1 protein-coding gene is annotated in these 16,230 nt (G+C 58.9%); it reads right to left on the bottom strand.

All coding sequences use genetic code 11. The features are described from left to right. Positions 1-168: 168 nt before the first annotated feature. Positions 169-16,122, bottom strand: coding sequence for a carbohydrate-binding protein (locus G3256_RS03710; protein ID WP_169639546.1), 15,954 nt, complete (start codon positions 16,120-16,122; stop codon positions 169-171). Positions 16,123-16,230 lie beyond the last annotated feature (108 nt).

Here is a 16,230-nt window from a genome sequence, read left to right as displayed (position 1 = left end):
CCGCAAATGCGCCGCGGGACCGTAGTCATGGTGGTCCGGGCTAGGGGGTACATCGGGGCCTCAGTGATGCGCGGCGAGACCAGCTGAGCCCGAATTAAATTAACTGAGGTATCGGAACAGAAAACGCCCGGCCACAGATAAAAGGCCGGGCGCAGTATTTCGGATTGATCAGGCGATATCGTCGTAGATCTCACCCTGCAGCAGCGCCACGTAGCCCACATCTTCGGCCACGTGAATGCGTTCGGAGTCTTTGGATTTATCCTCCTCAATGAAGATCGTCGCTGAATCCGCGTCAGACTGGGTCAGGCGCACAAGCGCCGGGTCATTGCCGTTTTCGGTCTGCATATCCGCGATCAGGACAAACTCATCCTCGGCAAAGGCACCGCCGAAGCCGAACTCAAAGGGCTCATCCGTCACCGCAGTTCCGGTGGAGCCTGCAAGAAGCCCATCGGATGCGGCACCGCCTTTTTCAAAGGCGATCCATGCGAGATCTTCCTCCGGATGGAACCCGGTTGTCAGCTCTTCGTTATCGAGCTCAATGGAGAAGCCCGACGTGGTCACATCCTGGATCCGGTCCACAACCGCGTCCGGGTCGTTAGTGCTGGTTACCTGAGCCACAACCACAGGAGAGTCATCAAATGCGGTGCCAAAGGCGATGTCGGAACTTATCGCCGAAGCAGAGCCGATCCCGGCTGTGATCGACAGACCATCAACCGTGTGCGTACCGCTTTCAATGGCAAGCCAGGAGACAGTTTCCGACGCATGCGTCCCGTTAAGGTAATCCCACTCGTCAAGCTGGAATTCGAACCCTTCATCGGTGACATTCCGCACCCTGACAGTCGAGCGGCTGGCGTCATTTGTCGTCAGCGGCCCCATAACTACCGCAGGGTTGTCCAGTTCCTGAGCAAATTCCACAAGGAACCATGCATCCTCATCGGTTTGCGTGAAGGTAACCTTACCGGCCTCACCAATGGCATCGAGACCGACAGGCGGCTCTTCCGTTTCAGTGAGAGAGAACGACCGGATGTCCTGGCTGCCGCCTTCGAATGTCAGGCGGATCACCTGCAGCCCGGCCTCCAGTGACAGCTCTCCCGCATTCCGCTGCGCGAATGTGGTCCAGCCACCTGTGGGCGCATTGGCAACCGCTCCGGAGGATTCGTAAGGCGATATCTCTCCGGGACGGTACACGTCGATTGTGACCGTGCGACCGCTCCCGCCACCCAGCGCCATCAGAAGGCCCGCGTCATATGTGCCCGCAGAAGGAACATCGACAGTGTATTCCAGCCACTCGCCGCTGTTGATCCAGCCGATGTCACCCAGTGCTGTGACCTCGACGTCGGATCCTGTGCGGCCGCCGTTTGTGCCACCCTGCAGCCCTGCTGCATCGTTATAGGCAACACCCTGACCACCGTCGTCATAGCTGGCAGCGAGAACCGTCAGGGTACCGTCTGTGAATCCAGGCGCATCAGGGCCCGGGAACGGCGTCTGATCTGTCGGCTCCGGCGGTGTGACACGCTCAAGGCTGAAGCTCTCGAAGTCCATCACATAGCCGTTTGTGGCCACGGTTCCGCCGAAGGTGAACCGCAGCGTCTGCTCGCCCGCCGCCAGAGCGATCTGAACAGGATCAGTTGCCCCGAAGTCGGTTCCGGCAAAGCTGTTGTCGCCGGATCCGTTGGAATCCGGCAGCGTAATCGTTGCCAGCACCGGCCCGTTTTCTAGCGAAACATTGATCGTCGCGGCACTGGTGGGCGCCTTGGCAATAGTCGAGAGATCAAAGATCCCCGCTTCACTGACATTGACCGTGTATTCAACCCATTCGCCGCTTTCGATAAATGCGATCGCACCGCCGATGATCTCCACGTCACTGTCCGTCCGGTTCGGGTCACCGCCGTTTTTGCCCGGATCGTCATTCCAGGCAACACCCTGACCACCGGTGTCAAAGGTATCAGCATCCACGCTCAGGCTGTCGCTGAGAACAGGTGCTGTGCCACCGAAGGGTGCCTGTGTGTCGGGCGCCTGAACACCATCAAAGAAGTCCGCCGTGCCGTCACCGTCGGTGTCGGTTTCCAGCGCATCGTTGATGTTATTGCCGTTCGCATCCTCAGCAGCCGACAGATCGTAAGGCTGGACGTTAGTCACGAGGAACATGGCATCGTTGTAATCAAAGTTGCCACCACCGGGATAATCCTGGATCCCGATAAATGTGCCTTCGATCACATCGCCATTGGCATCCTTGGCCTCAAAGAAGCGGATGTAATGCCCCTCGTCCGTCACGCCAAGCGCATCGTCTGCCTTGTTGATCTCAGGATCGGTCCATGCCGCAAAGGTCGGGCGACCATCCACAGTGACCTTGAGACCAAAGCCGGTATCCCGGTTCAGTATCGCGCGGCCAACTGAGCCGGTGTCGCCTGTACCGACGACAAGACCGTCGGGCAGGACCGTCTGACCCTGATTGTCGTCGCCTGCAAAGAGCTCGGTCAGATCATCAGAATCCGTGTCATGGATGCTGAGCCGGCTGATATTGCCCTGCTGCAGGAAGGCCGCCATGTTGATGACCTCTACCGGTTTTGTGTCGTCCAGACGCTGCAGATACGGCATCAGAACCTCATCACCGACCGCCTCTACCACCCCGTCATTGTCCAGAGCGTCCTGGGCCACATCAGTCGTATAGCCAAAGGCCTCGACAATCTGTGCGACGGTTGGCTCTTCGCCCTCCTCTGACTGGAACTGCGCAAGACCGGCGAGCGATATCGTCTGGTCGCCCAGCGGTGATGCGATGGTCAGCACCGCCTGCTGCAGCACCGCTGCATCATCATTAACGCCGTCAATGCCGGTATAGGTCACAGTGATATCCAGCGACTGACCGGGGTTGATAAACGCCGGCGATCCGCCCGAGATCTCGAAGGCATCCGCATCGGCACCGCCGATGGTGATATCTTCGATGGCCGCGGCCGCGAACCCGGGGTTCGAGATCGTAAATGTCGCCTCGTTGCGGAACTCCTGGCCTGCCGGACCATTCTCGATATTGGTGAAGACGAGCCGGTCGTCCGCTGCCGCGTCATCAAGACCCGAGACAACAAACTGTGCGCCGTTAAAGACAGGCTGCACACCCTCAATAACGTACATATTGTCGTTATAGTCATAGTTAATGCCGGTGTAGTCCATGACCACGAGGAACACGTTGTCGATCGCGGTGCCTTCGGGGTCGACGGCTTGGAATACCCGCACGGTGTAGCCGTCGGATATCGGATTGCCGTCACCGTCAAAGACGTTGCCGTTCACCACGGTGTATCCCTCTCCGGGGAACCTGGCATCCAGCTGCGCCTGCGTTGGCGCTCCGGCGCCTGTCGGGTTCAGTGTCGGATCAGTGGACAGACCAGCGACTTCAATGCCAAAGACGTTGTCGCCTGTCCAGCCATCGGGAATGGTGGCATTTGTGAAGGTCTGCGTCATCTGCTCGTCGTTGCTGCGGGTTGGCAGCACAGTCTGGTTATCGGTGCCTTCGTGGCTGCCAAAACTGATCTCGTTAGAGCCGCCCTTATCTCCGGGCCCGTGCAGACCCAGCGATGCACCACCCGGACCGTGATAGGCCGCAATCTGGGTAATCCGTGCCTCTGTGAAGCCCTCGGCAATCTGCCAGTAAGGCGACAGAACCTCGGTTTCGTCTTCAGGCAGATAGAGGTCGAAGAAATCGAGCGTCGAACTGCCGCCACCACCGGTGAGGGACAAACCGTCGATCTGATTACCAAAGCCGAAGAGCTGCCACACCTCATTGATGTTAGGCTCATTTCCGCCCTCATCGCGGGGCTGCCAGAACCCGGCAAGATCAACCGTGACGAAGGGGTCTTCCGCGTCATTGGTCACAATCGTCAGCTCACCCGTCTGCACGCCGTTCTGATTGTTGGCAGGCTTTGGGTTGATCTCGGTATTGTCGAACAGGACTTCAATATCGATGGTTTGCCCGGCTGCCAGAACCAGATTGTCAAAGACCGTTTCATCGGCCAGATCGAACGGACCGGAAACTGTCGCCCCGAGGAACTCCAGATCTTCGCTGCCGGTGTTCTCGATGCGCACGGTTGCTGAGTCTTTGAAATCACGCGCAGTGGTCACAGCGGTGTTGTTCTCCAGATAGGAGAAGTGCAGCCTGTCTGAGAAGAACGCCGCATCAAGGCTCTGCACCCCGATATCCGCGTTCGGATTGCCCTCGGGCGCAATTGTGACCTCCACCTCTGCCGAAGCGGTGTTTTCAGCGTCATCGACAATGCTCAGCACCGCCTGCACCTGACCAAAGGTGATACCGCTGTCGAGCGTCACGAGACCGTTTACAGCAGCGACAGACTGTGGTGCCCCGCCGCCGAAAGTGATCTGCGCCGTGGTGATGTCATCATCCAGTCCGCTGATCTCCAGCACGACCGCTGCGGGATCAGTCTGATCAATGACTATCAGCGCCAGATCATCCCCCACATCCGCTGTCAGATCCAGAGGCTCCGTCAGTGGCGACTGGGTGATGCGCAGATAGTCCACGTTCGGACCGTTGGCACCCGGTGCTGTCACGGTAATCTCGTGCACCCCTGCATCAAGCGTCAGCGTCGTAGTCTGAGGCCCCCATGAGGTCTCCAGATCATTACTGTTTGGGGCAAAGGCGAGCGTTTCAATCAGCGTGCCATCGACGCTCAGCGTCATAGGCCGCGGATCTTTGGACGTCGACAGAGCATAGATGATGTCGAGCGCATAGTCGCCGTCCTGCGGCACCTGCACCGTCCAGGTAATGCTCTGATCGGTCGTGCCGTCAAAGTCCACAAAATCACCTGATTGCGTACGGTCTTCTGTGGCGACAACCGGACCATCAAGTGTCGCGTTTTCCGCCTCATAGATAACATAGGTCAGGTTGTTCACCTGCTCTGTGCCGTCGTTCGGAATGGTCTCGTCGAGCGAGAAGGCCGCCGCATCCGTTGCGATGTTTCCGGCGTCGTCGACCACCGTCAGGATGGCGGTGGCGTCTCCGGACAGACCGCTCAGATCAACGGTGAAAAGACCGTTGCCCACCGGCGTGGCTGTCGCCGTGGCCGTCCCGTCAGAGAAAGCAACCGACAGCGTTGTCAGATCGTTGTCTGCACCCGAAATCGAGAAGCTCGCATTCGACAGATCACTCAGATCGACAACGACGATATCAAGATCGCCGCCCTCATCGGCCGTGACATCTTCCACATCCTGCGGCGTGATCGTCACACTGTCGATATTGGGCCCGGATGCACTCGTCTGTTCGATGACGATCGTGTTGACCCCGGCCTCCAGCGTCAGAGTGATCACTTCGCTCTGCCAGTTGGTGAAAGATCCGGTGTTGACCGTGATCGGCACTGCCTGATCACCGGTATTGATGCTGATCGAGCGGTCATTGTTGGCCGCCACGCGGAAGCTGAACTCATATACGCCGGCCGCTGCCGCGACATATGTGAACGATGCCTTGTCTTCGGCCACCCCGTTCGGGTCAAGATAGCCACCGCCGTCAAAGCCGTCGTTCAGCCCGTCGCCGTTGGAGTCGTTGCCGCCACCGCTTTCATGTGTGCTCGGGTCATTGATGTCCCGGATAATGGTGGCGGAAGTGCCTGTCAGCGTGCTGAGCACGGTAAATGAAAGTGCGTCAATTGTGGTCGAGCCGTCGCCGGTTGTGTCAAACACAACGGTCGTTGTGTCGGAGGCGGTGTTAGCGTTGTCGTCAGTCACGGTAAGAACCGCGCTGACTGTGCCGCTGTCGGCACCGACACTGGCTGTGAACTGATTGTTGCCGTCCGGTGTGACCGGTTGAGCGGCACCGCCATCGAAGGCGACAGTGATGGTCTGGATATCGTCATCCAGACCGACGATCTCAAAGACCACATTTGCAGGATCGTCGGTATTGACCACCACAAGAGCCAGATCATTGCCCTCATCTGCCGTATTGTCCGTCGCCACACCACCGGGTGCGGGGTTCAGCAGGATAATCTCGCTGCCCCCCGTTCCGCGGTTCAGTGTCATCAGATAGAGCTGCCCGGTCAGGGGGTTTTCGATGATGTCGAGCGGATCGATATATTCGTTGATCTCATCCCCGCCAGGGCGGCGCAGAACGTCGTCAAAGGTGATGCGCCCGGTCACGGGATCGACCAGCACATAGCGGACATTGTCGCCCTGTGAGAACTGGGCAAAGAGCACGGCCCCCTGCAGGTTTTCCCCGAAGGCATCGTTGAAATATTCTGTCGCGCCGTTGGGGGACTTGTTGAAATCGAGCGAATAGGCACCGTCGATGTCATAGTCCGCGTCACGTACGACCCCGTCGGCATATTCATTACCGCCGTCTGACGTATTGGCCGCGTTGTCAGAGCCATAGATGTTCGGATCGCCACCGGCACCGCCGTTCACCACATAGTTGTCCAGCAGTTCGTTGGGGTGACCGTAATAGCCGCCCTCCTGCACCTGGAAGAGATAGTCGAACTGTTTGTCCAGACCGGTGATGGCTTCGTTGATGTCCGTATCGGGATCATCCAGCGTGTTGCCGCCGCGCGCTGTACCATTTGTCGGCACGTAGAGGTTGCCGTTGGAATGCCAGACGAGGTCATAGGCGTTGCGGATACCTTCACCATAGATTTTCAGAACCGCGCCGTCGGCGAACGGGTCATAGAATTCCGGGAATGTCCCGTCGGCATTGAACGCATCGGTGGTCCGAAAGGTCGGATCATTCACTGCAGGATCATAAGGCTCAGTCTGCACATCGAACGGGCCATCGGTGGTGTCGCGCGTGTGATCGACTTCAAGCACAGCCGCAGACAACAGACGCTCAGGGCGGAAGCCCCAGGCGTTATCAGGGCTGCCTGCCGCGGAGTTCGAGCCCTGGGTGAAGTAGAGCAGGTATTCAGGCGCACCATCCACACCAGCATCGGGGTTTGCGCGGAATTCGATGGAGTTGGTGACGTGATCACCACCGGAACGCGGCAGACCGGTGATATAGGTTTCCGCCACGGCGGTTTCGAACGCACCACCGCTGCCCAGCGTGATCTTTGTCAGCTGGCCGGAGAAGTCTTCCGTATCAAACGCCTTGCCCGACCGGGGCACATTTGCGTTGTCGGTGACCCAGATGGTGTTCGGATCCTCGGGATCAAACGCAAGGCCGATGATGCTTCGATCATCGAAATACCCGAGGTTCAGCGTCTCGGCGCTGGCCAGATCCAGAGTACCGTCAGGGTTCACGTCCCAGCGGTTGATTACCCCGGTGATGGTAGCAACGTAGAGCTTCCCGTCGGGTCCGAACTCGATGGAGGTATAGCCAAAGCCGCCGCCGTCAGTACCGAAGGCACCGGCTGCTGTCGCATCCAGGATCACCTGATCGGTAAAGGCCACTTCTTTTGCCTCAACTACCGGCGTTTCACCGGTCACGAAGGTGGTGGAATAATCCTGGAACTGGCGCTTGGGCGCATCAGCGTCAAAGATACTGCCAAGATCGAGCACGTCCTCAACCAGCAGCGTATAGCTGGTGAATTCCTTCAGGTCGCTCAGCGGACGGATGGTCATGCTGTCCGCACCACCGGTAACCTGAACGTTGATGGCGACCTCAATACCTGTCAGCGTCTCGACCAGTTTCACACCGTTGGTGAAGGCGACATCCGGGCCGCTGTTCTCAGCTGTCTGAAGCTGCACACCGACAACGATATCTGACAGCGGATTGATGCCTGTGGGCAGTGTGCCGTCTTCACCGATCTCAATCGTGACCTGACCGTCCTGAGTAGAGGCCGCAACCGCACTGACGAATTTCGAGTAATCCAGATCAGCCGTGCGCCCGTCTTCCGGCGTGAGATCAGGGATCTGCTGCAGATCAAGCCATTGAATTTCAACGTTTTCACCGTCCGTTCCGTCGATGGTCAGACGGCCGTCGGTCACCTGCACGATGCCGGTAAAGAGCGCCGAGCGGAAACCCTCTCCGTCAAAGCTGGAGTTATATGCCCCGCCAACAAGCTGCTCACCCGCCAGGTTGACCGGGATCCAGTCGTTGCCGAACTGCACGCCTTCGACATTCAGAACGTAATCAGAGTCGTACTGTCCGCCGGTGTCGCCGATGGACACCGTAAGCTCGTAGGTGCCGTTTTCGACCTCAATCTCCCAGGCGCGTTCGCGGTCCCCGTCGGGCGCACCCGGATAGTCGAAGTGCAGATAGGTTTTCTGCAGATCAGAAGCTTCGGGTACGACGTCTTTGAACCGCGCAGATCCCGTCGGCTGTGCCAGCGGTGTGCCGGTCACCTCTCCTGTTGTGTCATCGATATCAACCCAGCCATAGGTGAACCCGTTACCGCGCGCGCCGTAGGCTTCGCCGGTGTCAGACTCAAAACCAGCCGGCGTGGTATAGCCTGCAGGGGCATTGAAGCTGCCGTTGCCCTCAGGCGGTGCCTCAAAGTTGACGCGGATCACATCTGTGAAGCGCTCGGATCCCTGCTCGGGTTCAACCTGATCGGGCGTAAAGGTGATCTGGTCGATATTCGGGCCGGTGGATGTCCCGTCGGCAATCGCCAGTTTCACGGTATTCGTGCCCGCGGTGAGAGTGACCGTCACATCGATATCAGTCCAGTTTTCCCAGCCATTGGTGGCGGCACCGGGGTTTGTCGACACAAAATCAACAGTTGCTTCCGCGCCGTCGTTGACGCTGAGCACAAGTGGACGGCTCGCATCCACACCGTTGGCATAGCGGATAGACGCCGTGTACGTTCCCGCCACCGGAGCATCGACCGTAAAGGTGATCGCATCGCCCGGGTTCTCGCCGAAATCGACGTATTCATCGCCCACAGCACCGCCGCGGAAGTTACCGAACGGATCAGGATTTTCAGGGTTGACGATACGTGTTTCCGCACGCCCGTCCGGGCCAGTGCCCGGCGCGCCCAGATCGGTGATCAGCGCGTCTTCCGCCTGCAGGGTGATCGGATCGATCCCGGGCTGCGGGATGAAGAACGAAATCGCGTCGCTCGCCTCGTTGCCGGCATCATCCGTGACGATCAGCGTCACAGTCTGCAGTCCCGGTGCCAGTCCGGAGCCGTCTATGACAAAGTCGCCGTCCGCATCGATGGCGGGCACTTCAGAGCGGGTCGTTCCGCCATCAAAGCTGATCTCGAATTTGACGATATCCTCGTCATCACCGCTGACGTTCAGGCTGATGGAGCCGACCTGTGACGGAGACAGCGTGCCCGAAGGACCACCCAGTTCCAGCGGGAATTCGTCCTCATCCGCTGATGTATCCGGCACAACGCCGGCGCGAGTGATTTCCACCTGGTCAAAGTTCGGACCATTCGCAACCGTATTGGTCATAGTGATGACATTCACCCCGGCCGCGAGCGTGACCGTGGCGGATTCGGTCTGCCAGATGGTCCAGTCGCCGTTGCTCGGGAAGTCCAGCGTCGCCGCAACCTCTGTCCCGACGCTCAGCGTCATCGGACGTGTCGGGGTTGTGCCACTGCCCTGATTGAAGCGGAAATCAAAGACATATTCGCCCGCTTCCGGCACATCGACCTCAAAGGAATAGGCATCACCGACATCGGTACCCATATCCAGATAGCCGGTGCCGTTGAAACCCGGCCACAGACCGTCGACCTTGCCGCCGTTGCTGTTGGCCTCCGGGTTCAGACTGTCGCGCACCTGCGTCGAAGCAGGGTCCCCCTCACCAGTGCCTGTGTCATCGATAATCGTGACGGTGTCGTCACGTGCCTCCAGCTGGATGGTCAGGTCAAACGGCGCGACAACCACCTCGCCGATGGTGACCGACGCCCCGGTTTCAGCTGTGTTGCCGGCCTCATCACTCACGCGGAAGGTGACGGTAACCTCCCCCTCTCCTGCGCCGGAAAGATCCAGCGTCACAATATCCGCAACCGGGATCACCTCGGCGAAACCGCCGCCGTTAACGGAAGCCTCAACCAGAATGATATCGTCATCCACACCCGCAAGCGTGAAGTCGACGGCATCCGCATCAACGGCTTCAACCGCATCCACGGGGCCTGTCGCCGCGAGATCATCACCTTCATCCGCGGTCGTGTCGGTCACAATCGGACCGGTGCCGGCCCCGGTGATTTCAATGCGGTCCACGTTCGGACCGGCATTCGTACCGGGTGACATGATCAGCGATACCGTATTCTGGCCCGCTTCCAGCGTAACGGTCTGAGTGACAAAGCCCCAGACGTTGAAGCCCTGCAGCGCGGCATCACCGGTACCGGGACCGGTACTGGCGAAAACGGTCGTCGCAGGATCACCGTCATTGATTGCAATATCGAGCGTGCGGGGATTGCCGCCGGCGTCCTGTGACGCGTAGCGGATATTCAGGTCGTATTCACCCGCAACCGGCACGATGAAGGTAAAGACCGCAGCGTCACCCGGGTCGTCTCCGAAATCGACATAACCGGTACCGGAATAACCTGCCCGGATCCCGTTTTCGAGAATTTTTCCGCCACCGGCAGTTTCCGCATCCCCGGCCACGTTTTCATCGCGGTGAATGGTGACTGTCGCATCGCCGTCCGGCGCGGTGGACAGCGTGATGCTGGCGTCCGAAGGCTGTACTTCGAACGGTACGAAAGGTGCAGGATCGCCCACAGTGACCGACAGGCCGACCGGCGCGGAGTCCAGCGCGCCATCGGTGGCCAGCACTTCGATCGCATAGGTCCCCGGCGCAAGGTCATCAGCCACAACAAGCTCGCCGCCATCGATGGTGATACCGGCCGGCAGCGGATCGGTCGTTGCGCTGCGCACGGTAAATCCGACCGCATCGCCGTCCGGATCGGTGGCACCCAGCACCGAAAGATCGACGCGCTCTCCGGTCGCAAAATCAACAGTGACATCGTTGAGAACCGCGCCATCCGCCAGTGTCGGTGCCTCGTTCACATCGTTCACGGTGATGTCAAAGGTTTCGCTGGACGGAGTCGTCCCGTCGGTTACAGAAACCTCGACGGTAACAGGTGTCGGGTCTTCGGCATCAAGCGATACACCGTCCGCCAGACGCAGGGTTGTTCCCTCGACGACAAACCGCGGATCGGTCACGCTGAAGGTCAGCGTACCGTCTTCGGGATCAGTTGCTCCCAGCGTGCCGATGATCGCACCAGCAGCATTCTCATCGACACTGTCACCAACAAGGATCAGACCAGTCGGTGCTTCGTCGACATCGGTAACCGCGATCGTCAGTGTCGCAACCGAAATGCCCCCATCTGCGTCTTCGGCCGTCACATCAACGTCAATGCTTGTGATGGTTTCAAAATCCAGCGTCTGGCCGGCTTTGAGTTTCAGCGTGGTGCCAACAATTTCAAACGGGCTTTCATCTGCAACCGTGAAAGACACCGCGCCATCATCCCCGTCAGGATCGGTGGCGGACAGGTCGCCAACGACAGCACCGTCGGTTGCCTCTGCAACCTCGGAAGAAGTCAGAGTGATCGCTTCGGGCAGGATGTTCGGCTGCTCGACCCGCGTCAGAACCAGCCGGTCCGTCCGCAAAAGCTCACCGTCTGCCTGGCCCGAGAGGGTCAGAAGGGTATCAGCATCGATGAAAACAACGGGATCGAAACTGATCGTTTTACTGTTGCCCACCTGTCCCGCATTGCCGCGACCGGTAACACCGTCTCCGTTGAATTCACCAAGCCCGTCGATTGTCGCGTCACTGGCAAGAACCGTACCGCCGATCTGCAGCGAGAATGTCGCCGTCCCGTCGGTCTCGTCATACATGTCGATCCGGACCTGATAGAACCCTTCGGCCACGCCGTTCAGTGACAGCTGAGAGGTCACCAGACCGGCCTCGCCACCATCAACGCGGATCAGCCTGTTCTCGGAGGCCCCCACCTGTGCCGCGCTGTAGAAATTCAGCGCATCAGGCAGCCCGGTGAAATCTTCGGCCTCAATGATGACCTCGTCGCCCAGTTGCGGCGCGTCGATGATCAGCTCGATAATAACCGGCGCACTTTCCGCCCCGTCAGGGTCGCGCGCGATAATGCTGAATGACCCTGAACCGGTGTCGGTCGGTGTTCCGGTGATCACACCCTCACTGTTGACGCTCATGCCCTGCGGCAGACCACTGACGATAAGCTCAAGAGTATCGCCGTCCGGATCGCTGAAAGCACCGGCAAACTGTGCGATATCGATCTCATCGATCGCCTGGCCCACAGCTCCGAAGAAGGGCTCAAACGCCACATCCTGCGCCACGGGTGCATCGTTGATATCGACGACGGTCACCTCGAAACTGTCAGTCCCGATACCCCCCTGCCCGTCATCGGCTGTGATGTTGATGGTATAGACACCGGGAAGCACCGGCGCAGGGCCGCTCAGAACGTTTCCGCTTATGCCCAGCCCGGCGACCACCACCGGCGCACCGGTATCATCGAGAACTTCAAAGCCATAGGTGATCGGGTCGCCTTCCTGATCGATGAACGGCAGATCGACCTCAAGCGAACCCCCTTCGTCGACTGAGAAATCAGAAATGCCACCGCCAACTGTTTCAGGCGCGGTGTTTCCACCCGTGTCTCCGGGTTCGTTGGACAGGAACACATTGGAGAACGTGACCGACCCGTATCCGTCGGTCGCGTTGTCATCGTCGGATGCAACGACAATGCTGCTGAACGACTGGCCGGCCAGACCGCTCAGATCGATCTCAAAACGCAGTTTGCCATCCGGCTGGACCTCGCCTGTGCCACGCAGATCCACCAGTGTGCCAGGCGGCGTCTGGGAGCCTGCAAGATTAAAGATTGAATTCTCATCGACCTGAAACGGGCTGTCGTCGGCGTCAAAGCCGATCAGCACCAGCTCGGGCGTGTTTACGCCAGGCTCGATGTCCACGAGAAGCTTACTGTTGTCTGTGATATCAAAGGCTTCGCCGATATCGACGCGCTTCCACAGATTGCCGGAGACCTCAAGGCTGGTGCCGGCTTCTGTCGGCGTCGCGGTTCCGGTATCCGGTCTGTCCTGGGTGCTGTAGGAGGTGATCGCACCTTCGAATGTCACCTGACGGGGACCTTCATCGATATCCTCCGGTATAACGGTCAGCGTCTCGGAGTTCAGTGCCCCGAGCGACACAAAGATCTGCGGCTCCAGGCCCGCTTCAAAATCGAGCGCTTCGCCGGCTTTGAGTTTCACCTCAACACCCGCATCGCCATCGACAAGCTCAAAAAGCCCTGAAGCGTCCGTGAGCAGCAGATCGGCGGCTGCGTATGTCGTATCAGGATCGGTCACGGCGACAGTCGCGACAACGGCACCGGCTACGTTTTCGTCAAAGGCAACGGCCGTGAGCGTCACGGCAGAGGCCGGCACGTCTTCGGTGACGTCTGTCGGAATGACGGTCAGCGGTAAAGATGAAACCCCTGCGGCTGACACAGAGATCTCCGGCTCAAGCGCCTCTTCAAAATCGAGTGCCTCACCGGCAATCAGCCTGACCTCGACGCCCGCGTCGCCGTCCACAAGCTCAAAGAGCTCAGACGGATCCGTCAGGACCAGGTCGGCCGCACTGTAGGTGGTATCGGGATCGGTCACGGCGACAGTCGCAACAACCGCACCGGCAACTTCCTCGTCAAAGGGCACGGCTGTGAGCGTCACGGCAGAGGGCGGCACGTCTCCGACCACGTCTGTTACGGTGACAACGACATCCACCATTTCGGGAGCAACTGTCGTCCCGTTTACCGCCGGCGTATTCGCCTCGTCGCTGATGCTGACAGTGACATTATAGGTGTTGGTCCCTGCGTCGCTGCCGGGCGTCTCAAAGTCGGGGGCCGCAATGAATGAGAGGCTGCCGGTGTCGGAAATCTCAAAGAGTGCTGCATCCGGACCGCTGAGCGCGTAGGTTACATCGCCCAGACCATCATCCGCGACGGAGAAGTCGGCAACCTCTGTCGTGTTCTCTGCCACATCGACGGCAGCGGGTGCGACGTCAAAGACGGGCGCCTCGTTTTCAGCCGGGAAAACCGGTGCGGGGTCACCGCTGCTCGTAATGGCGATGGCGTCGATATTCGGGCCGTTGTTTTTTCCCGCCGGGACCGCGAAGGTCACCGTGTTCAGGCCCACGTCGAGACTGAGAGCAATCGCGTCAGTGACGCTCCAGTTGCCAAAACCGGTACCTATAAAGGCCGCTTCAGCCTCCTGCAGTTCACCGTTCACACCAATATCAAGCGGACGATCAGGCGCATTATTCGTGAACCGGACGTACATGTCATAAACGCCGGCTTCGGCGACGGTAATTTCAAAGGTAATCGCTTCCACACCGGTGATGCCGGTGCCGTCGCCGTTAAAGTCAACGTATCCGGTGCCGCTGTAACCCGGCCACAGACCATAGGCATCTTTGCTTCCGAAGGAGCTGGGATTTTCAAAGCTCTCAACCTGAGAGCTCAGCCGTGTCGTCGCCCCGTCGGGAATGACTGCATCTTCCGCCAGCGCGATGATCGGATCGATCACAGGTGTGACGATCTCTTCGGTGACAGTGACCACCACATCAACAGTTTCGGGCACGACACTGTCGCCATTGACGGCATCGGTGTTCGCCTCATCGCTGATGGTCACGCTGACGTTGTAGCTGTTGGTGGCACCATCCCCGTCGTCGAAAACCGGAGGCGTGATAAAGGACAGGCTGCCGGTATCAGAAATCTCAAAAAGCGCCGCATCCGCGCCGGTGAGCGTATACGTTACATCACCGAGACCGTCGTCTGTGACGGTGAAATCAGCAACTTCACTCGCGTTCTCCTCGACGTCGACTGCTGTGGGCGCATTGTCAAAGACCGGTGCTTCATTGCTTGCCGGAAAGACCGGTGCCGCATCGCCTTCCGTCGTAATTGCGATCGCGTCGATGTTCGGGCCGTTATTCACTCCGTCAGGGATCGCGATAGTGATCGTGTTCGTGCCCTCTGCGAGTTCCAGCGGTATCGCGTCACGGACAAGCCATGTATCGTTACCGAAACCGGTGCCGCTGGTCGCAACAGAGGCCTGCTGAGTGATCCCGTTCACACCGATGTCGAGCGGGCGGTTGCCACTGATCGACATGAGCCGGAGATGCATGCTGTAGAGCCCGGCCTCTGCAACTGTGACGTCAAAGCTGAAGGCTTCATCACCTGCAATACCACTACCGATCGTGTTGAAGTCGATATAGCCTGTGCCGCTGTATCCTTCCCACAGACCGTATATATCTTTGCCGGTAACGGTGCCTTCAGGGTTACCGTCCTGCGAGCGCAGCACAGTGTCCGCACCGTCCGGAATGATTGCGTCCTCGACGAGCACGATAATCGGCTCAATGACCGGTCTGACGACCGCTTCAACCACATTGACTGTGACGTCCTGGGTGACAGACTCGACCCCGTCGTCCACTTCGACCGTCACCGAATAGGTGTTATTTCCCGCCGCCGAAGACGGCGTGTCGGCATCAGGCTGTTCATTAAAGCTGAGCTCTCCCGTATCGCTGATGCTGAAGAGTGCGACGTCGGCACCTGACAGCGCGTAACTCAGGGTACTGTCTGTGCCGGTAACGTCCTGCGTGTCGGTCGCCTCGATCGTGCCGACGACGCTCCCGTTATCTTCCATTTCGAATACAGGAACGGAGACGATCTCAGGTGCAAAGAATGTGACCGCCTCACCGATATCATGCAGCGCGATCGCGTCGATGTTGGGTGCCGCAGTTGCTGTGACCTGGACGATTGTGATGACCACCGGTTCGGTGCTTTCGGGGATCGTGATGTCAAAGGTGCGCAATTCCCATTCAGAGAAGCTGCCGGTGCCGAAACTCTGGGCTGCGACGCTGTCGGTTGTCTGTACGACGCCGTCTATTTCGATCTGGATGAAACGGTCCGTTGAGGAGTCGCCGCGGATCGTCAGCTGGTAATCGCCGGGCGGGACATCAGCCGTATCGACGGTAAACGACGCCTTCGGCTGAGCGTTGCCGTTGATATCCAGATAGCCGTCGCCGGAATAACCTGCCCTGAGACCATATTCATCGAACTCCGGCAAACCCGGGTTGCTGGCGGCAACGCCGTTGTCTTCCCCATCGGACGCATCAATGCCATTCTTTTCCCAGTTTCCGAACTGCGTCCGCGCGAGGCTTGCGCTGCCCGAGGGTGTCGTTGTCAGGGTAAGGTCTTCGCCCTCGAAGATGATCGTATCAATCGGCATTGCAAACTCCTTTGCAAAAAAACAAAGGGCGACGGTTTGCCGGAACGGATGTCCCGGCATTGCTGACAAACAGTCAACTCAGATTGCGTTATGCAGAATGCGCTTCTT

Origin of the sequence: Roseobacter ponti (assembly GCF_012932215.1) — a bacterium.
Taxonomy (GTDB): Bacteria; Pseudomonadota; Alphaproteobacteria; order Rhodobacterales; family Rhodobacteraceae; genus Roseobacter; species Roseobacter ponti.
Note: the sequence above shows the minus strand (reverse complement) of the source record. Positions and strands in the feature narration are given on the sequence as shown.